Source organism: Mesorhizobium sp. BR1-1-3 (assembly GCF_020165455.1).
In the GTDB taxonomy this organism is placed as follows: domain Bacteria; phylum Pseudomonadota; class Alphaproteobacteria; order Rhizobiales; family Rhizobiaceae; genus Mesorhizobium; species Mesorhizobium ciceri.
The window spans coordinates 217,801-234,314 of sequence record NZ_JAIUIC010000011.1; the positions used below are offsets into that span (position 1 = coordinate 217,801).

A 16,514-nucleotide genomic window follows, 5' to 3' on the forward strand; every position below is an offset into this window, starting at 1 on the left:
GGACAGGATGCTGGAGCTGCGTCCCAACTGCGAATGCTGCGACAAGGACCTGCCGCCCGAGGCGACGGATGCGCTGATCTGCACCTTCGAGTGCACCTTTTGCGCCGGATGCGTGGAACAGGTGTTGGGCGGCATCTGCCCCAATTGCGGCGGTGGTTTTTCGGCGCGGCCGATCCGCCCGGCAGCGATGCTGAAGAAATATCCGGCGTCAGCCAAACGCGTTCTCAAGGCCGAAGGCTGCGGCCCCCGCAAGGCGGCGTGAACACCAGACCGAGCAAAACGAAAGGCAAACAGAATGATATCCGCCAAACGCCTCTGCCTGTCGGCGATCCTGCTGCTGGCCGCCGCCCTGCCGGCCTATGCCCATGTCGGCCTGGGTACCACCTCCTCCTTCACGGCCGGCTTCATGCACCCGCTCTCCGGCCTCGATCACATGACGGTGATGATCGCGGTCGGGCTGTGGGCGGCGCTCAAGGGCGGCAAGGCGGTTCTTGCCTGGCCGGCTGCCTTTGTCGGCGTCATGCTGGTCGGCGGCGCGCTGGGCATGCTGCATATGCCGCTGCCCTTCGTCGAACCGGGCATACTGGCATCGGTCGTGACACTCGGACTGCTGGTGGCGCTGGCGATCGATCTGCCGGTCTCGGCCGGCGTCGCCATCATCGGCCTGTTCGCACTTTTCCACGGCCACGCGCATGGCACCGAGGTGCCGGAGAATGCCGGCGGGCTTGAATACATGGCCGGCTTTGCCATCGCCACGCTGTTGCTGCATGCCACCGGCATCGCCGCCGGTCTCGGTCTCAGCATCCGGTTTCGTGGCCTGGCCCGCGCTGCCGGTGCCGCCTGCGCGGCGATCGGCATCGGTCTCGCCTTCGGCATCGTGTGAGGGTGACCATGATCCCCGGTGAAATCATCACGGTGGGCGGCGACATCGAGCTCAACAAGGGCCTGCAGACCGTCACCCTGAAAATCGCCAACAGCGGCGACCGGCCGATCCAGGTCGGCAGCCACTACCATTTCTTCGAAACCAATGAGGGGCTGAAATTCGACCGCGAACGGGCGCGTGGCATGCGCCTCGACATTGCCGCGGGCACGGCCATGCGCTTCGAGCCGGGCCAGGAGCGCGACGTCACGCTGGTGCCGCTCGGCGGCAAGCGCGAGGTCTACGGATTTCAGCAGAAGGTGATGGGCAAGCTGTGAAATCTTCCGGCGCGCTCAGCTCAGTTCGATGGCTTGGCCGCGGCGTAGATGACGATCTTTCCGGGATTGTCGAATTCGACGGCGAGGACATCCTGCGCCTGCACGCGCCGCGATTCGATGGCGTTGAACAGCAGCGCGTTGGCCTCGATCTCCTTGCGCAGCTCCGTAATGTCGTCCTGATGCTGCTTGACCTTGGTCTCGATCTCCGGCGGCGGGCCGCCTTCGCTGCGCGCGGCGTCGGTGAGGAACACGATGTCGACCTTGTCGAGCTTGGAGGTCTTGCGCACCGTGCCGATGTTTTCACGCGTGCGGTCGATCGCCGTGTTGACGTTGCCGGCCTCAGTGTTGGCCTTGGCCTCTTCCTGTTTGACCTGCGAGCCGACGATGCGATTGACGGTCTCCGTGCTTTCCAGTCCTTGCGCCTTCAGTCCGGCAGCAGGACCAGCCGCCGCCAGGAACGTCATGGCGGCGACTGCCTGCATTCTGGTCGAGAAAGAAGTGATCGCCATCGCTCGCTCCTGAGAGAAATCGTTTCGGGGCGCGGGTTAGTGCGAAAAGAACAAAACGAATCCGGCCCGGCGAAGGTTCCTTTCCCGATGCGGCCGGCCGGCCGGATGCCGGCCCGCCATGCCGTGGCGTCAGCTCGCCTTCTTGGTGATCAGGGTCAGTGCGCCATTGGGTTCCATACTGGCTGCGACCACCTGCGCCGAGGTCATTCCCTTGGCTTCGAGCGCCGACTTGACCTTGGGTGTGGCGTCGATCGAGCTGCGCAGTTTCTTCAAGCCGTCATCGCCGCGCTGGGCGATCACCTGGTTGACCTGCGTCTGGGTGTCCTTTGGCAGCTCCGTGATGTCGACGATGTTGACGCTCTGGATCGTCGGAACGGCCGGCTGAGCCTGGGGCGTGGCTGGAGCAGGCGTTGCCGGCGCCGGAGCGGGCTGTGGCGCGGGTTGCTGCTGGGCACTGGCGGCGCCCGCCAGCATCAGGCTGGCTGCGGCGGCAAGAGCTATCGTTTTGCGCATGGATTTTCCTTTCCATCGATTGGCAAACGGTCGGTCTGGGGTGACCCCCTAACCTCAACCGCCAAATGGGATCAGAAGGTGTCGCCCAGCAGGTCATTGCGTGACCATAGGATGGCAGCAATGTGCAGCCGCGCTTCAATCCAACCGCATTTCGGCAAACCGCATTTCGGGAGCAATCGCTGATGGCCAGAATTACCCGCGCCGCCTACGCGCAGATGTACGGCCCGACGGTCGGCGACAGAGTGCGGCTTGCCGACACCGAACTGTTCATCGAGGTCGAGAAGGATCTCACCATCCATGGCGAAGAGGTGAAATTCGGCGGCGGCAAGGTGATCCGCGACGGCATGGGCCAGAGCCAGGTTTCCAGGGCGCAAGGCGCCGTCGATACCGTGATCACCAACGCGCTGGTGATCGATGCCAGTGCAGGCATCTTCAAGGCCGATGTCGGGCTTCGCGACGGGCGCATCGCGGCCATCGGCAAGGCGGGCAATCCGGACACGCAGGATGGCGTCACCATCATCATCGGCCCCGGCACCGAGATCATCGCCGGCGAAGGCAAGATCCTGACATCAGGCGGCTTCGACGCGCATATCCACTTCATCTGCCCGCAGCAGATCGAGGAAGCGCTGATGTCAGGCATCACCACCATGCTCGGCGGCGGCACCGGTCCGGCGCACGGCACGCTGGCCACCACCTGCACGCCGGGGCCATGGCACATGGCCCGCATGATCCAGTCCTTCGACGCCTTTCCGATGAACATCGGCCTGTCGGGCAAGGGCAATGCCTCGCTGCCCGCCGCGCTCGAGGAAATGGTGCTGGGCGGCGCCTGCTCGCTGAAGCTGCACGAGGACTGGGGCACGACGCCGGCGGCCATCGATTGCTGCCTGTCGGTCGCCGACGATTACGACGTGCAGGTGATGATCCACACCGACACGCTGAACGAATCCGGCTTTGTCGAGAACACGGTCGCCGCCATCAAGGGCCGCACCATTCACGCCTTCCACACCGAGGGCGCCGGCGGCGGCCACGCGCCCGACATCATCAAGGTCTGCGGCCTGCCCAACGTCATTCCGTCTTCGACCAATCCGACGCGGCCCTACACGGTCAACACGCTGGCCGAGCATCTCGACATGCTGATGGTCTGCCATCATCTGTCGCCGTCGATCCCCGAAGACATCGCCTTTGCCGAAAGCCGCATCCGCAAGGAGACCATCGCGGCGGAAGACATTTTGCACGACATCGGCGCCTTCTCGATCATCTCGTCGGATTCGCAGGCCATGGGCCGCGTCGGCGAAGTCGCGATCCGGACCTGGCAAACCGCCGACAAGATGAAACGCCAGCGCGGCTCGCTGCCGCAGGAGACCGGCAACAACGACAATTTCCGCGTCCGCCGCTACATCGCCAAATACACGATCAACCCGGCCATCGCGCATGGGCTGTCGAAAGACATCGGCTCGATCGCGGTTGGCAAACGCGCCGACCTGGTACTGTGGAACCCGGCCTTCTTCGGCGTCAAGCCGGACATGGTGCTGATCGGCGGTATGATCGCCGCCGCCCCGATGGGCGACCCCAACGCCTCGATCCCGACGCCGCAGCCGATGCATTACCGGCCGATGTTCGGCGCCTATGGCAAGGCCAGGACCAACTCGTCGGTGACGTTCGTTTCGAAAGCAGCGCTCGAGTCGGGACTGCATGGCAGGCTCGGTGTCGACAAGCAGTTCGTCGCCGTCGAAAACACCCGCGGCGGCATCGGCAAGCATTCGATGGTGCTCAACGACGCCACGCCGCATGTCGAGGTCGATCCGGAAACCTACGAGGTGCGCGCCGACGGCGAGTTGCTGACCTGCGAGCCGGCGACGGTGCTGCCGATGGCGCAACGGTATTTTCTGTTTTGAAGCGGCGCTTCCACCGGGCGAGCATTATCCGTTGCAGCCCTTGGTGGAAGGCAGCACTATGCGGCCAACCAACAGCTGCATTGTGATCGAGCATGACCACCGAAATCGCTTCCGCCCACGACATCTTCCCGCACATCCGCATCGTCATGGGCATGGTGATCGGGCTTGGTGTCGCCCGCCTGCTGTCGGGGGTGGCGCGCATCGTCCAGCATCCCGGCCAGTACAAGCTCTATACCGTGCATCTGGCCTGGGTCGTCTCGGTGCTCCTGATGCTGGTGCATTTCTGGTGGTGGGAGTTCGGCCTCTACGCCGTCGAGACCTGGACCTTCGGCAAATATTTGTTCATCATTTTCTACGCGATCACGCTGTTCCTGCTGTGCGCGCTTTTGTTCCCAGATTCGATGCTGGACTACACCAGCTACGAGGATTTCTTCTATTCGCGGCGGGCGTGGTTCTTCGGCCTGCTGGCGGCGACCTATCTGCTCGACGTCGTCGACACGCTGCTGAAGGGGCCGGAGCATTTCGCCCGCTTCGGCAGCGAGTATCTGTTCCGCACGCCGGTCTTCGTCGTGCTCTGCATCATCGCGATCCTGGTGCGCGACCGCCGCTTCCACATCGCCTTTGTCACGGCGGCGCTTATCTACCAGATATCGTTCATCCTGCGGCTCTTCGACACCATCGTCTGAACGAACGTGATGGTCTAGCTTGTTGGAGAAAGGCAGGGTTGGACATGTACAAGGCCGTCGGATCGCGCGTGTGCGGGCACAAGCAAATGGGAGATCCATGAAATGAAACTCAACCTCAACACCGACTTCACCAAATTCCCGCGCGCCGTCTCGGTGCTGTCCGCCGGCGCTGCCGGAACCACCCTACCGTCCGGCCGGGCCATTCTCGCCCATGACGAGCGGCATCTGCGCCGCCGGGCCATCGAACTTGCCGACGGCGGCAAGGTGCTGGTCGACCTGCCCGAACCCGTCGCCTTGAACGATGGCGACCGGCTGGTGCTGGAGAATGGCGGCCATATCGAGATCATCGCGGCACCGGAAGAGGTCTACGACATCCGCGCCCGCGATGGCGTGCATCTGGCCGAACTCGCCTGGCATATCGGCAACCGCCATCTCGCGGCAGGCATCGAGGCCGGACGCATCCTCATCCTGCGCGACCATGTCATCAGGGCGATGCTGGAGGGGCTGGGCGCCACCGTGACCGACGTTTCCGAACCGTTCAAGCCGGTGCGCGGCGCCTATTCCGGGCATGACGGGCAAAGCCACGATCACGGCCATGCGCATGCCCACAGCCACGCCGAAGCGCACAGCCATTCTCATGGCGAAGCGCATTCCCATTCGCACAGTCATGCCGGCCATCACCACGATCATGACTGACCAGCCTTCGAACATCGCCCTGCTGCGGCTGATGGCGTGGCTGTCGCCTGCCTTTCCGGTCGGCGGCTTTTCCTACAGCCATGGTCTCGAGCGGGCGGTGCATGACGGGTTGGTTGCCGATGCCGGGAGCCTCGCCGGCTGGCTGGAGACGTTGGTCGAGATGGGCTCGGGCTGGAACGACGCCGTGCTGTTCGCCGAGAGCTGGCGCCGAGCACGCGGCACCGGTGATCTCGATGAAGTGGCGGCACTCGCCGAAGCCCTGGCCGGCTCGCGCGAACGCCATACCGAGACCATGCTGCAGGGTGGAGCCTTCCTCAAAGCGGCGGCCGCCTGGCCTAATCCGGTGCTGGAGCGCCTGCCGGCCGAATGCGCCTATTGCGTCGCCGTCGGCGCCATTGCGGGTGGCAACGGCATCGCGCTTCAGGATGCGCTGTCAGCCTTCCTGCAAACCTTCTTCTCCAACCTTGTGCAGGCAGCGATCCGGCTTGGCATCGTCGGCCAGAGCGGCGCGACCACGTTGTTAGCCGGCTTCGAGCCGCTGGCCCTGGCGACCGCAAGCCGCGCCGCGCGCTCGACACTCGACGATCTCGGTGGCTGCGCCTTCGTCTCCGATGTCATGGCGATGAAGCATGAAACCCAATATTCGCGACTGTTCCGCTCATGATTTTTCTCGCCTTCTCGCTATCCTTTGTCCTGCTGCTGATCACCGTTCTGCATGTCTATTGGGGCCTTGGCGGCATCTGGCCGGGCCAGGACGCAGCCTCCTGCGCTCGCGCCGTGGTCGGCTTTCGCGGCGTCGATGAGATGCCAACGCCGTTTGCCAGTTTCGCCGTTGCCGCGTGTCTGTGCCTGGCGACACTATGGCCGCTGGCGCTCATGGGAGTCTTCGCTTCACCCTTCCCCAAGGAGGGTCTCGCCGCCACCTCGCTGCTCATCGGTCTGGTGTTCCTGGGACGCGGCATTGCCGGCTTCACGCCATGGTGGCGGCGGCTGGCGCCGGAACAGCCTTTCGCGCGGCTCGATGTCCGCTATTATTCGCCGCTGTGCCTGTTGATCGGGCTCGGCTTTGCCATCCTCGCCATCACGGAGTTTCCCGCATGACACAGACAAATGGTCCGCTGCGCGTCGGCATTGGCGGCCCGGTCGGTTCGGGCAAGACGACGCTGACCGAAAAACTGTGCAAGGCGCTGCGCGACGAGTTTTCCATCGCCGTCGTCACCAACGACATCTACACCAAGGAAGACGCCATGATGCTGGCGCGGCTGCAGGCGCTGCCCGAGGACCGCATCATGGGTGTCGAGACCGGCGGCTGCCCGCATACCGCGATCCGCGAGGATGCCTCGATCAATCTGCAGGCGATCGCGCAGATGAACAGGAAGTTCCCGGATCTCGACATCGTCTTCATCGAATCCGGCGGCGACAACCTTGCCGCCACCTTCTCGCCGGATCTCGCCGACCTGACGCTCTATGTCATCTCGGTCTGCCAGGGCGAGGAGATTCCGCGCAAGGGCGGGCCGGCGATCACCCGCTCCGATTTCCTGGTCATCAACAAGAGCGATCTGGCACCCTACGTGAACGTCAATCTCGATGTCATGGAGAGCGACGCCGGCCGCATGCGCGGCAAGCGGCCGTTCGGCTTCACGGACCTGTCGCGCGGCAAGGGACTGCAGGAGGTGATCGATTTCATCATCGAGCATGGCGGCCTGCGAGCCGGCGCTGCCGCTGCCAGCACGGCGGCGTGAGCATCCCTGCACCAACCAAAACCGGTTGCGGGAATGGGCTGGCCACGGCATTCTTGCCGAAACCGGAGAATTTTTCGATGAGCCTTGCCCGTCTGCAAAAGGAAACGCTGACCAACCTGCCCTACTATGAGGAGCGCGTCGATCTCGCCTGTGCCTTCCGCTGGACGGCGCGGCTCAACATGCACGAGGCGGTGGCCAATCATTTCTCGCTGGCCGTCAACGATGAGGGCACACAATTCCTCATGAACCCCAACCAGGTGCATTTCTCGCGCATCAAGGCGAGCGACCTTCTGATGATCGATGCCAACGATCCGGAAACGCTCTCCGGCCCCAATGCGCCCGACCCGACGGCGTGGGGGCTGCATGGCGCCATCCATCGCAATGTGCGTCACGCGCGCTGCGTCATGCATGTGCACTCGATCCACGCCACGGTGCTGGCATCGCTCGCTGACTCGACATTGCCGCCGATCGACCAGAATTCGGCGATGTTCTTCAACCGCCATGTCGTCGACGCGCACTATGGCGGGCTGGCCTTCGAGGAGGAGGGCGAGCGCTGCTCGCAGCTTCTCGTCGATCCCAAGGTCAAGGTGATGGTGATGGGCAATCACGGCGTGCTGGTCATCGGCGACACGGTCGCCGATGCCTTCAACCGCATGTTCTATTTCGAACGCGCCGCCGAGACCTACATCAAGGCGCTGTGGACCGGCCGCCCGCTGCGCACGCTGTCGGACGCGATCGCCGAAAAGGCGGCGAGCGAGATGGACGATTATCCCGGCCAGGCCGAACGCCATCTCAGCGAGTTGAAGGCGATCCTCGACGAGCAGGAACCGGTCTACCGGAATTGAGCGTCCTTCTCCCCGTGCCGTCACTATACGGGGAGAAGGTGCCGGCAGGCGGATGAGGGACGGCGCCGACCTGGGCGGTTTTCCTCAGAGCCCCAGCTCTTTCCCCAATTCCTCGGCGCTGTTGATGACGACGGCGCCGGGCGGGCCTTCCATCGGCTTTTCCGGCCAGAAAATCGTCTTCATTCCCGCTGCCAGCCCTGCCATGGCGCCCGGCCAGCTATCGTCGATCGCCACCGCCTGCGCGGGGTCGACATCGGCCAGATACGCGGCGCGCAGGAATGGCTCGGCATGCGGCTTGCCTTCGCGCACGTCGTTGCGGCTGATCGTCTTCATGCCGGGGTAGATCAGGCCGACCATGCTCAGATTGGCGTCGACGATCATCCGGTCCGAATTCGAGACCACGGCCTGCTGGATGCCTCTTGCACGCAGCTCGTTGAAGATCTCGATCGCGCCGGGGCGCGGCTTCAAGCTCTCCACCAGCGGCAGGTAGTGTTCGTATTTGCGCAAGATCCAGTCGTCGAAAGGCAGGTTCAGGCCGAACTCGTCGCGCATCATCTCGTAGACCGGCCAGGCGGCGACGCCGAGCACGCGCTCATGCAGATCGTCCGGCGGGACAAGGCCGACATTGCGCATCGCCGCCACCAGGGCAGCTTCGTGCAGCGGTTCGCTGTCGACCAGCGTGCCGTCCATGTCCCAGAAAACCGCTTTCGGCGTCATGCGAGGCTCCTTTTTGCCATCCCTTAAAGGGTTTGAGCCGGGAGATAAACCTTCGGAGCGCAAGAACGTGCCGCCTGCCGGGACCGCAGCCAAGTCTCTTGGCGAGACAGACATCGTGGGGAGACGAGAAACTGGGCCGTGCCTACGCCGAGGGACAGCAAGCAATTGCCCCCGAGATTTGACAATTGCGCAGCAGGCCGTTCCCTGCGAAAGTGGGCATGGGCCGCTCTCATGACCGGCGGTCTCGGGAGGCAGGACTTTGAATAGCCGGCAGGATGGTGGCAGCAACAGGCTGGACGATGCGGCACGTGCCGGCTGGCTTTATTATGTTGCCGGCAACACACAGGACCAGATCGCTTCGACGCTTGGCATCTCGCGGCAAACGGCGCAGCGGCTGGTATCGCTGGCGGTGTCGGAGGGCTTGATCAAGGTTCGCGTCGACCATCCGATCGCCAACTGCCTCGATCTGGCGGCACGGCTGAGATCGCGCTTTGCGCTCGATCTGGTCGAAGTGGTGCCGAGCGACCCCAACTCGTCCTCGACCACGATCGGCATCGCCGAGGCGGCTGCCGCCGAGATCGAGCGACGGTTGCGTTCACCGACCCCGATCGTCATGGCGATTGGCACCGGGCGCACGCTGAAGGCGGCGATCGAGCAGCTGCCGCCGATGGAATGCCCGCAGCACAAGGTGGTGTCGTTGACCGGCAACATCTCGCCGGACGGCTCGGCCGCTTTCTACAACGTCATCTTCACCATGGCCGACAGGGTCAAGGCACGCTCCTTCCCGATGCCCTTGCCGGTCATCGCCTCGTCGCCGGAGGAGCGCGAGATGCTGCTCAACCAGCCGATGATCCAGCCGACGCTTGCGCTTGCCGCCGAGGCTGACGTCACCTTCATCGGCATCGGCGACCTCGGCCCCAAGGCGCCGCTCTACGAGGACGGCTTCATTTCGGAGAGCGAATTGAAGGCGCTGCAGAAGGCCGGCGGCATCGCCGAGATCGTCGGCTGGGTGTTCGATAGGGAAGGCCGCATGATCGAGGGCATCACCAACGATCGGGTGTCGTCGGCGTCGCTGCCGTCACGCGAGAAATCGCTGGTCATCGCATTGGCCATGGGCGAACGAAAGCTGCCGGGCATCCTGGCGGCCGCGAACCGGCGGCTGATCAACGGCCTCATCACCGATGAACGGACCGCCGCCGCGCTGCTCGCCAGCATCTGACCGGAAGCACAACTGATTTGCGATAAACCAACCGCGCTAGCTGTGCCGCCCGAAAGGGTCGTTGCCATCGAGAAAACCGAGATCGCGCTGCAGATGCGGCGACAGGTCCCTGATGTCGAGATGTGCCCGTTTTTTGGCTGCGAACCAGCCGAATCCATCCGTCAGCCACGAAAACCAGCGATGATCGGGTGCGGAAGTGCATTTTTGCTGCGCCATGGTCATGATCGTCAACCTTCGCTATCCTGAACCCGAATGACGGGTTGACTGGAAATGTCGGTCTTGACGGCGGCCTTTGCCAATCGAACGTCGATAAGGACCCATAAGGAGGCTTTATGCCGGACCTCAGCTCTCGGCAGGTTTCACAGCTTCCGCCGCTGCAGGCGATCCGGGTGTTCGAAGCGGTGGCGCGGCATCTTTCCTTCACCAAGGCGGCCGAGGAACTTGCCATGACGCAAGCGGCGGTCAGCTATCAGATCAAGGTGCTGGAGGAACGGGTCGGCGCGCCGCTGTTCCTGCGCCGGCCGCGCCAGATCGCACTCACCGAGGCTGGACAGCGCCTTGCGCCAGCGGTCAGCGAGGCCTTTGCCATTCTCGGCCAGGCCTATGCGGCGGCGCGTGGCGGCGCCGACGGATTGCTGTGCGTCACGACGGTGCTGACCTTTGCCTCGAACTGGCTGGCGCACCATCTGGGCTCATTCCAGATCGCTCATCCCTCCCTTGCCGTGCGGCTCGAAACATCGAGCCGGCTGACGGATTTCGCCCGCGAGGATGTCGACCTCGCCATCCGGTCGGGCGGCGGCAAATGGCCGGGGCTGGAAGCCTACAAGCTGCTCGATGCCGATTTCACGCCGATGCTGAGCCCGAAGCTCGCGGCAAGCATCGGCGGCGTCAGGGAACCGGCGGACCTGTTGCGGCTGCCGATCCTCGATCCCGGCGACATCTGGTGGACGCAATGGTTCGAGGCTGCCGGCGTGCACTCGCACGATCTCGCCAAACGGCCCGGCAGCAGCATGGGCGCGCAGGCCTATGAGGCCAATGCGGCGATCGCCGGTCATGGCGTCGCGATCCTGACCAGGGCGCTGTTCAAGGCGGAACTTGCCGGTGGGCGCCTGATCCAGCCTTTCGATCTGGTTGGCGACGACGGCCATGCCTTTTGGCTGGTCTACCCCGAAGCGCGCCGCAACGTGCCGAAGATCCGTGCCTTCCGCGACTGGCTGCTGGCCGAGATCGCCTGCTGACCGGCAAGCTTGCGGGCTGCACCTGGTCTCGCAGATCCATCCGCTGTTGCCGCACTGTATCCGGCCGGGACGCTCTTCGTCCTGGCAATTTCCGCTCGTCCCGGCCTGCGGTGTCGCCCGGGTGCTGCGCTGCAGCATCGAATCCGACTTGACATAATTCACGCCAAGTGAGTAATTGCCCAAAGCCAAGGCAAATGCTCATCTTGGTTCAAGGGAGGAATTTGATGAAACTTCGCACGCTCACCCTGGGCTTGTTGTCGGCCAGCACGCTTGCGTTCGCCGCACACGCCGAATCCATCACCATCGCCACCGTCAACAATGGCGATATGGTCCGCATGCAAAAGCTGACCGAGGACTTCACCAAGGCGAACCCCGACATCCAGCTCAACTGGGTTACGCTCGAAGAGAATGTGCTGCGCGAGCGCGTCACCACCGACATCGCCACCAAGGGCGGCCAGTACGACGTGATGACCATCGGCACTTATGAGGTTCCGATCTGGGCCAAGCAGAGCTGGCTTTTGCCGCTCGACAAGCTCGGCGACGACTACGACGCCAAGGACATCATCCCGGCCATTGCTGGCGGCCTTTCGGTCGACGGCAAGCTCTATGCCGCGCCCTTCTACGGCGAAAGCTCCTTCGTCATGTACCGCAAGGACCTGATGGACAAGGCCGGGCTGAAGATGCCCGACGCGCCGACCTGGGACTTCATCAAGCAGGCCGCCGACAAGATGACCGACCGCGCCAATGGCGTGAACGGCGTCTGCCTGCGCGGCAAGGCCGGCTGGGGCGAGAACATGGCTTTCCTGACCGCCATGTCGAACTCCTTCGGCGCCCGCTGGTTCGACGAGAACTGGAAGCCGCAGTTCGATCAGCCGGAATGGAAGAACACGTTGCAGTTCTATGTCGACCTGATGAAGGCCGACGGCCCCGAGGGGGCTTCCTCCAACGGCTTCAACGAAAACCTGGCGCTGTTCCAGCAGGGCAAATGCGGCATGTGGATCGACGCCACGGTCGCCGCGTCCTTCGTTTCGGACCCGAAGAACTCCACCGTCGCCGACAAGGTCGGTTATGCGCTGGCGCCCGACAATGGCCTGGGCAAGCGCGGCAACTGGCTGTGGGCCTGGTCGCTGGCCATCCCCGCCGGCACGCAGAAAGCGGATGCCGCCGAGAAGTTCGTCTCCTGGGCGACCAGCAAGCACTATGCGGAGCTCGTCGCTTCGAAGGAAGGCTGGGCCAACGTTCCTCCGGGCACGCGCTCCTCGCTCTACGCCAATGCCGAGTACCAGAAGGCCGCTCCGTTCGCCAAGATGACGCTGGACTCCATCAATGCCGCCGATCCGACACATCCGACGGTCAAGCCGGTGCCCTATGTCGGCGTCCAGTTCGTCGCCATCCCTGAGTTCCAGGGCCTTGGCACCACCGTCGGCCAGCTCTTCTCGGCGGCGCTTGCCGGCCAGTCGAGCGTCGACGACGCGCTGAAGCAGGCCCAGGACGCTGCCACCGCGGCAATGACCGAGGGCGGATACATCAAGTAAGGCTCCTCCCGGTGCCGACTGCCGGTCGCCTCCTTGACCGGCAACGGCCGCCCGAGTTCCCAGTTCGGGCGGCCGCCTTTAACGCCTTTGAAAATTCCGTCTGACCAGTGAGGGTGACCGTCATGGCTACTCAGCAGACCCGTTCGCTTGCCCGTTTCATGATGGCGCCATCCGTGGTGCTGCTGTTCGTCTGGATGATCGTGCCGCTGGTCATCACCATCTGGTTCTCCTTCCAGCAGTACAACCCGCTCAATCCGATCCGCGACGGCTTCGTCGGCTTCTCGAATTACGCGCTGTTCTATTCCAACCCGGCCTTCCTGCAGTCGATCCTCAACACGCTCACCTTGGTGGTCAGCGTGCTCCTGATCACGGTGATCGGCGGTATCCTTCTGGCGCTGCTGATCGATCAGCCGATGTGGGGCCAGGGCATCGTGCGCATCCTCGTCATCTCGCCGTTCTTCGTCATGCCGCCGGTGGCCGCATTGGTCTGGAAGAACATGATCATGCACCCGCAATACGGGGTGTTCGCCGATATAGCCCGCTTCTTCGGAGCCCAGCCGATCGACTGGTTCGGGCAACATCCGATGCTGGCGATCATCATCATCGTCGCCTGGCAGTGGCTGCCCTTCGCGACGCTCATTCTTCTGACCGCGCTGCAGTCGCTCGACGGCGAGCAGAAGGAAGCCGCCGAGATGGACGGCGCCGGCTTCATCAGCCGCTTCATCTATCTGACGCTGCCGCACATGTCGCGCGCCATCACGGTCGTCATCCTGATCCAGACGATCTTCCTTCTCTCGGTCTATGCCGAGATCCTCGTCACCACCAATGGCGGCCCGGGATACGCCTCCACCAACCTGCCCTTCCTCGTCTACCAGAAGGCGTTGCTGGAGTTCAAAATCGGCCAGGCATCCGCCGGCGGTGTGATCGCCGTCATTCTCGCTAACATCGTTGCCTTCTTCGCCATGCGCGCCGTCGGCAAGAACCTGGACAAGTAAGGGAGGCTACGATGGCACGCTCAGTCACCACCCGGCACAAGACGATCGCGACGGTTGCCGCCTGGATCGTCGCCCTGCTGATCTTCTTCCCGATCCTCTACACGATCATCACCTCGTTCAAGTCGGAGCAGGAAGCCATCCAGGGCTTCAGCATCATCCCGTCGGGAACGTTCGAGAGCTATACCGAGGTCCAGGCACAGAGCGGCTACTTCAAGTTCTTCTTCAACTCGGTGCTGCTCTCGGTCGGCTCGACCATCCTGGCCCTGCTGGTCGCCATACCCGCGGCATGGTCGATGGCCTTCTCGCCGACCAAGCGGACCAAGGACATCTTGATGTGGATGCTGTCCACCAAGATGATGCCGGCGGTCGCGGTGCTGTTCCCGATCTACCTGATCTTCCGCGACACAGGCCTGCTCGACAGCCGCATCGGTCTCATGATCATGCTGATGCTGATCAACCTGCCGATCGTGGTGTGGATGCTCTACACCTATTTCCGCGAAATCCCTGGCGAGATCCTGGAAGCGGCGCGCATGGACGGCGCATCGCTGTGGAACGAGATCGTCTATGTGCTGACGCCGATGGCGGTGCCGGGCATCGCCTCGACAATGCTGCTCAACATCATCCTGGCCTGGAACGAGGCGTTCTGGACGATCCGGCTGACGACGACGGAAGCCGCACCCCTGACCGCCTTCATCAGCTCGTTCTCAAGCCCGCAAGGCCTGTTCTGGGCCAAGCTTTCGGCCGCCTCGACGCTGGCCATCGCGCCGATCCTGATCATGGGCTGGTTCAGCCAGAAGCAGCTGGTGCGCGGCCTGACATTTGGTGCGGTGAAATAACGGAATTGCCCGAAGCAATCGGCAGAAATAACCCCTCGGGGAGGAAACCATGGGAAACATCACGCTCAAGAACGTCTCTAAATCCTTCGGAGCGACGTCCATCATCCCCGGTCTCGACCTGGTGATCGAGAATGGCGAGTTCGTCGTCTTTGTCGGCCCGTCGGGTTGCGGCAAGTCAACGCTGCTGCGCCTGATCGCCGGGCTCGAGGACACCAGCGGCGGCTCCATCAACATCGACGGCCGCGACGTCACCGGCGAGGCACCGGCCAAGCGCAAGCTCGCCATGGTGTTCCAGTCTTACGCGCTCTATCCGCACATGACGGTGGCCAAGAACATCGGCTTCCCGCTGAAGATGGCCGGTGAGGACAAGGCGACCATCGACAAGAAGGTGGGAGACGCGGCGCGCGTGCTCAACCTGACCAACTATCTCGAACGCCGGCCCGGCCAGCTTTCAGGCGGCCAGCGCCAGCGCGTCGCGATCGGCCGCGCCATCGTGCGTCAGCCGACCGCCTTCCTGTTCGACGAACCGCTGTCCAACCTCGATGCGGCACTGCGCGGCACCATGCGGCTGGAGATCAGCGAGCTGCACCATCAGCTCAAGACCACCATGATCTACGTTACCCACGATCAGGTTGAAGCGATGACCATGGCCGACAAGATCGTCGTGCTGAACGCCGGCAACATCGAGCAGGTCGGCTCGCCGATGGAGCTCTACAAGACGCCGAAGAACCTGTTCGTCGCCAGCTTTATCGGCTCGCCGAAGATGAACCTGATCGAGGGCGCGCCGGCTGCCAAAAACGGCGCCAAGACCATCGGCATCCGTCCCGAACACCTGGAGATCTCGACCACGGCGGGCGAATGGAAGGCGGTCGTCGGCGTCGCCGAGCATCTCGGCTCCGACACCTTCCTGCACGTCCAGGCCGACGGCGTCGGTCCGCTGACCGTGCGCGCCGACGGCGAACTCGGCGTCCATCACGGCGACACCATTTACCTGACACCAGACAAGGCCAAGCTGCATCGCTTTGGCGCCGACGGAAAGGCAATCTGAACATGCGACTGGCCGGCAAATCCGCGCTGATCACGGGTTCGGCCCGCGGCATCGGCAGAGCCTTCGCCGAAGCCTATGCCGGCGAAGGCGCAACCGTCGCCATCGCCGACATCAATCTCGAGGCTGCGCAGAAGACGGCCGCAGAGATTGGCGGCAAGGCCTATGCGGTCAAGCTCGACGTCACCGACCTCGCCTCGATCGAGGCGGCAGTGAAAGCCGTCGAGACGAAGACCGGTGGCCTCGATATCCTGATCAACAACGCCGCCCTGTTCGACCTGGCGCCGATCGTCGAAATCACCAGGGCAAGCTACGACAAGTTGTTTTCCGTCAATGTCGCCGGCACGCTGTTCATGCTGCAGGCAGCCGCCCGCTCGATGATCGCGCGAGGCAAGGGCGGCAGGATCATCAACATGGCGAGCCAGGCCGGACGGCGCGGCGAGGCGCTGGTCGGCGTCTATTGCGCCACCAAGGCCGCCGTCATCTCGCTGACCCAGTCGGCGGGGCTCGACCTGATCAAGCACCGCATCAACGTCAACGCGATTGCCCCTGGCGTCGTCGACGGCGAGCACTGGGATCATGTCGATTCGCTGTTCGCCAAATATGAGAACCGGCCGAGGGGCGAGAAGAAGAAACTGGTCGGCGAGGCGGTGCCGTATGGCCGCATGGGCACGGCACAGGACCTCACCGGCATGGCTGTGTTTCTCGCCAGCAGCGACGCCGAATACATCGTCGCCCAGACCTACAATGTCGATGGCGGCCAGTGGATGAGTTGAGGGCGGGGGACGGCCTCTGCTCCTCGTCCCTCCGCGGGGAGCAGAGGCCGACTTCAGCGGGCGCGTAGCA

21 protein-coding genes are annotated in these 16,514 nt (G+C 63.6%); 17 read left to right on the forward strand and 4 right to left on the reverse strand.

Going from position 1 to position 16,514, the window contains the following annotated elements:
• Positions 1-7 precede the first annotated feature (7 nt).
• Genes LB559_RS23775 through LB559_RS23785 form a run of 3 tightly spaced genes read left to right on the forward strand, consistent with a single transcriptional unit; the run spans position 8 to position 1,197 of the window.
• Entirely contained in the window at positions 8-262 is a 255-nt protein-coding gene (locus LB559_RS23775) for a DUF1272 domain-containing protein (protein ID WP_013528396.1), read from the forward strand.
• A gap of 33 nt (positions 263-295) precedes the next feature.
• Positions 296-883: a HupE/UreJ family protein gene (locus LB559_RS23780; protein ID WP_224675112.1), complete on the forward strand. Its 588-nt coding sequence runs from the start codon at positions 296-298 to the stop codon at positions 881-883.
• Between the two features lie 8 nt (positions 884-891).
• Positions 892-1,197 (forward strand): urease subunit beta, encoded by a 306-nt coding sequence (locus LB559_RS23785; RefSeq protein WP_127366072.1) that lies wholly within the window; start codon positions 892-894, stop codon positions 1,195-1,197.
• A gap of 20 nt (positions 1,198-1,217) precedes the next feature.
• Here the strand turns inward: LB559_RS23785 and LB559_RS23790 are convergent, their stop codons facing one another.
• A complete protein-coding gene (locus LB559_RS23790) occupies positions 1,218-1,706 on the reverse strand; it encodes a hypothetical protein (RefSeq protein WP_024502035.1) in 489 nt (162 codons plus the stop codon).
• Positions 1,707-1,835: 129 nt separating this feature from the next.
• Positions 1,836-2,219, reverse strand: coding sequence for a hypothetical protein (locus LB559_RS23795; protein WP_064992829.1), 384 nt, complete (start codon positions 2,217-2,219; stop codon positions 1,836-1,838).
• A 182-nt stretch (positions 2,220-2,401) separates the two neighbouring features.
• On the opposite strand from LB559_RS23795, the gene ureC reads away from it, so the two are divergent.
• The 7 genes from ureC to LB559_RS23830 all read left to right on the forward strand — a co-directional run bounded on the left by ureC (position 2,402) and on the right by LB559_RS23830 (position 8,083).
• Complete coding sequence (gene ureC / locus LB559_RS23800) at positions 2,402-4,114, forward strand: urease subunit alpha (protein WP_027161069.1); 1,713 nt, start codon at positions 2,402-2,404, stop codon at positions 4,112-4,114.
• 92 nt (positions 4,115-4,206) lie between these two features.
• Positions 4,207-4,800, forward strand: coding sequence for a hypothetical protein (locus tag LB559_RS23805; RefSeq protein WP_024502037.1), 594 nt, complete (start codon positions 4,207-4,209; stop codon positions 4,798-4,800).
• A 102-nt stretch (positions 4,801-4,902) separates the two neighbouring features.
• Positions 4,903-5,496, forward strand: a complete 594-nt coding sequence (ureE, locus tag LB559_RS23810) for an urease accessory protein UreE (RefSeq protein ID WP_224675113.1) — start codon at positions 4,903-4,905, stop codon at positions 5,494-5,496.
• Positions 5,489-6,160 carry an urease accessory protein UreF gene (locus LB559_RS23815; protein ID WP_224675142.1) on the forward strand — a complete coding sequence of 224 codons (672 nt, stop codon included), beginning with the start codon at positions 5,489-5,491 and terminating at the stop codon, positions 6,158-6,160. Before ureE ends, LB559_RS23815 begins: the two co-directional genes overlap by 8 nt.
• Complete coding sequence (locus tag LB559_RS23820) at positions 6,157-6,597, forward strand: DUF3995 domain-containing protein (RefSeq protein ID WP_224675114.1); 441 nt, start codon at positions 6,157-6,159, stop codon at positions 6,595-6,597. The genes LB559_RS23815 and LB559_RS23820 overlap by 4 nt, the downstream gene beginning before the upstream one ends.
• Positions 6,594-7,238, forward strand: coding sequence for an urease accessory protein UreG (gene ureG, locus LB559_RS23825; RefSeq protein ID WP_013528407.1), 645 nt, complete (start codon positions 6,594-6,596; stop codon positions 7,236-7,238). The genes LB559_RS23820 and ureG overlap by 4 nt, the downstream gene beginning before the upstream one ends.
• Before the next feature lie 77 nt (positions 7,239-7,315).
• On the forward strand, positions 7,316-8,083 hold the full coding sequence (locus LB559_RS23830; protein ID WP_024502042.1) for a class II aldolase and adducin N-terminal domain-containing protein: 768 nt from the start codon (positions 7,316-7,318) through the stop codon (positions 8,081-8,083).
• Between the two features lie 84 nt (positions 8,084-8,167).
• Here LB559_RS23830 and LB559_RS23835 read toward each other — a convergent pair whose 3' ends face one another.
• Entirely contained in the window at positions 8,168-8,800 is a 633-nt protein-coding gene (locus LB559_RS23835) for an HAD family hydrolase (protein ID WP_224675115.1), read from the reverse strand.
• A gap of 259 nt (positions 8,801-9,059) precedes the next feature.
• Here LB559_RS23835 and LB559_RS23840 point away from each other — a divergent pair, with 259 nt between their 5' ends.
• Complete coding sequence (locus LB559_RS23840; protein ID WP_013528410.1) at positions 9,060-10,019, forward strand: sugar-binding transcriptional regulator; 960 nt, start codon at positions 9,060-9,062, stop codon at positions 10,017-10,019.
• Between the two features lie 36 nt (positions 10,020-10,055).
• Here the strand turns inward: LB559_RS23840 and LB559_RS23845 are convergent, their stop codons facing one another.
• Positions 10,056-10,241: a hypothetical protein gene (locus LB559_RS23845; protein WP_013528411.1), complete on the reverse strand. Its 186-nt coding sequence runs from the start codon at positions 10,239-10,241 to the stop codon at positions 10,056-10,058.
• 110 nt (positions 10,242-10,351) lie between these two features.
• On the opposite strand from LB559_RS23845, the gene gcvA reads away from it, so the two are divergent.
• The 6 genes from gcvA (at position 10,352) to LB559_RS23875 (ending at position 16,444) form a co-directional block, all read left to right on the forward strand.
• Entirely contained in the window at positions 10,352-11,257 is a 906-nt protein-coding gene (gene gcvA, locus LB559_RS23850; protein WP_013528412.1) for a transcriptional regulator GcvA, read from the forward strand.
• 224 nt (positions 11,258-11,481) lie between these two features.
• Entirely contained in the window at positions 11,482-12,792 is a 1,311-nt protein-coding gene (locus LB559_RS23855) for an ABC transporter substrate-binding protein (RefSeq protein ID WP_013528413.1), read from the forward strand.
• A gap of 122 nt (positions 12,793-12,914) precedes the next feature.
• The gene (locus LB559_RS23860; protein ID WP_013528414.1) at positions 12,915-13,787 is read left to right on the forward strand and encodes a carbohydrate ABC transporter permease; all 873 of its coding nucleotides are present in this window, start codon (positions 12,915-12,917) and stop codon (positions 13,785-13,787) included.
• 11 nt (positions 13,788-13,798) lie between these two features.
• Positions 13,799-14,623, forward strand: a complete 825-nt coding sequence (locus LB559_RS23865) for a carbohydrate ABC transporter permease (protein ID WP_013528415.1) — start codon at positions 13,799-13,801, stop codon at positions 14,621-14,623.
• 49 nt (positions 14,624-14,672) lie between these two features.
• A complete protein-coding gene (locus LB559_RS23870) occupies positions 14,673-15,671 on the forward strand; it encodes an ABC transporter ATP-binding protein (protein ID WP_013528416.1) in 999 nt (332 codons plus the stop codon).
• 2 nt (positions 15,672-15,673) lie between these two features.
• Entirely contained in the window at positions 15,674-16,444 is a 771-nt protein-coding gene (locus LB559_RS23875; protein WP_013528417.1) for an L-iditol 2-dehydrogenase, read from the forward strand.
• Positions 16,445-16,514: the final 70 nt, after the last annotated feature.

Excerpts from the sequence above, each read along its gene's own strand:
- LB559_RS23790 (WP_024502035.1), bottom strand. The coding sequence starts at position 1,706 with ATGGCGATCACTTCTTTCTCGACCAGAATGCAGGCAGTCGCCGCCATG.
- LB559_RS23855 (WP_013528413.1), top strand. The coding sequence starts at position 11,482 with ATGAAACTTCGCACGCTCACCCTGGGCTTGTTGTCGGCCAGCACGCTT.
- LB559_RS23875 (WP_013528417.1), top strand. The coding sequence starts at position 15,674 with ATGCGACTGGCCGGCAAATCCGCGCTGATCACGGGTTCGGCCCGCGGC.
- LB559_RS23780 (WP_224675112.1), top strand. The coding sequence starts at position 296 with ATGATATCCGCCAAACGCCTCTGCCTGTCGGCGATCCTGCTGCTGGCC.
- ureC (WP_027161069.1), top strand. The coding sequence starts at position 2,402 with ATGGCCAGAATTACCCGCGCCGCCTACGCGCAGATGTACGGCCCGACG.
- LB559_RS23830 (WP_024502042.1), top strand. The coding sequence starts at position 7,316 with ATGAGCCTTGCCCGTCTGCAAAAGGAAACGCTGACCAACCTGCCCTAC.
- ureG (WP_013528407.1), top strand. The coding sequence starts at position 6,594 with ATGACACAGACAAATGGTCCGCTGCGCGTCGGCATTGGCGGCCCGGTC.
- LB559_RS23775 (WP_013528396.1), top strand. The coding sequence starts at position 8 with ATGCTGGAGCTGCGTCCCAACTGCGAATGCTGCGACAAGGACCTGCCG.
- LB559_RS23870 (WP_013528416.1), top strand. The coding sequence starts at position 14,673 with ATGGGAAACATCACGCTCAAGAACGTCTCTAAATCCTTCGGAGCGACG.
- ureE (WP_224675113.1), top strand. The coding sequence starts at position 4,903 with ATGAAACTCAACCTCAACACCGACTTCACCAAATTCCCGCGCGCCGTC.
- LB559_RS23815 (WP_224675142.1), top strand. The coding sequence starts at position 5,489 with ATGACTGACCAGCCTTCGAACATCGCCCTGCTGCGGCTGATGGCGTGG.
- LB559_RS23820 (WP_224675114.1), top strand. The coding sequence starts at position 6,157 with ATGATTTTTCTCGCCTTCTCGCTATCCTTTGTCCTGCTGCTGATCACC.
- LB559_RS23785 (WP_127366072.1), top strand. The coding sequence starts at position 892 with ATGATCCCCGGTGAAATCATCACGGTGGGCGGCGACATCGAGCTCAAC.
- LB559_RS23795 (WP_064992829.1), bottom strand. The coding sequence starts at position 2,219 with ATGCGCAAAACGATAGCTCTTGCCGCCGCAGCCAGCCTGATGCTGGCG.
- LB559_RS23805 (WP_024502037.1), top strand. The coding sequence starts at position 4,207 with ATGACCACCGAAATCGCTTCCGCCCACGACATCTTCCCGCACATCCGC.
- LB559_RS23835 (WP_224675115.1), bottom strand. The coding sequence starts at position 8,800 with ATGACGCCGAAAGCGGTTTTCTGGGACATGGACGGCACGCTGGTCGAC.
- LB559_RS23865 (WP_013528415.1), top strand. The coding sequence starts at position 13,799 with ATGGCACGCTCAGTCACCACCCGGCACAAGACGATCGCGACGGTTGCC.
- LB559_RS23845 (WP_013528411.1), bottom strand. The coding sequence starts at position 10,241 with ATGACCATGGCGCAGCAAAAATGCACTTCCGCACCCGATCATCGCTGG.
- gcvA (WP_013528412.1), top strand. The coding sequence starts at position 10,352 with ATGCCGGACCTCAGCTCTCGGCAGGTTTCACAGCTTCCGCCGCTGCAG.
- LB559_RS23860 (WP_013528414.1), top strand. The coding sequence starts at position 12,915 with ATGGCTACTCAGCAGACCCGTTCGCTTGCCCGTTTCATGATGGCGCCA.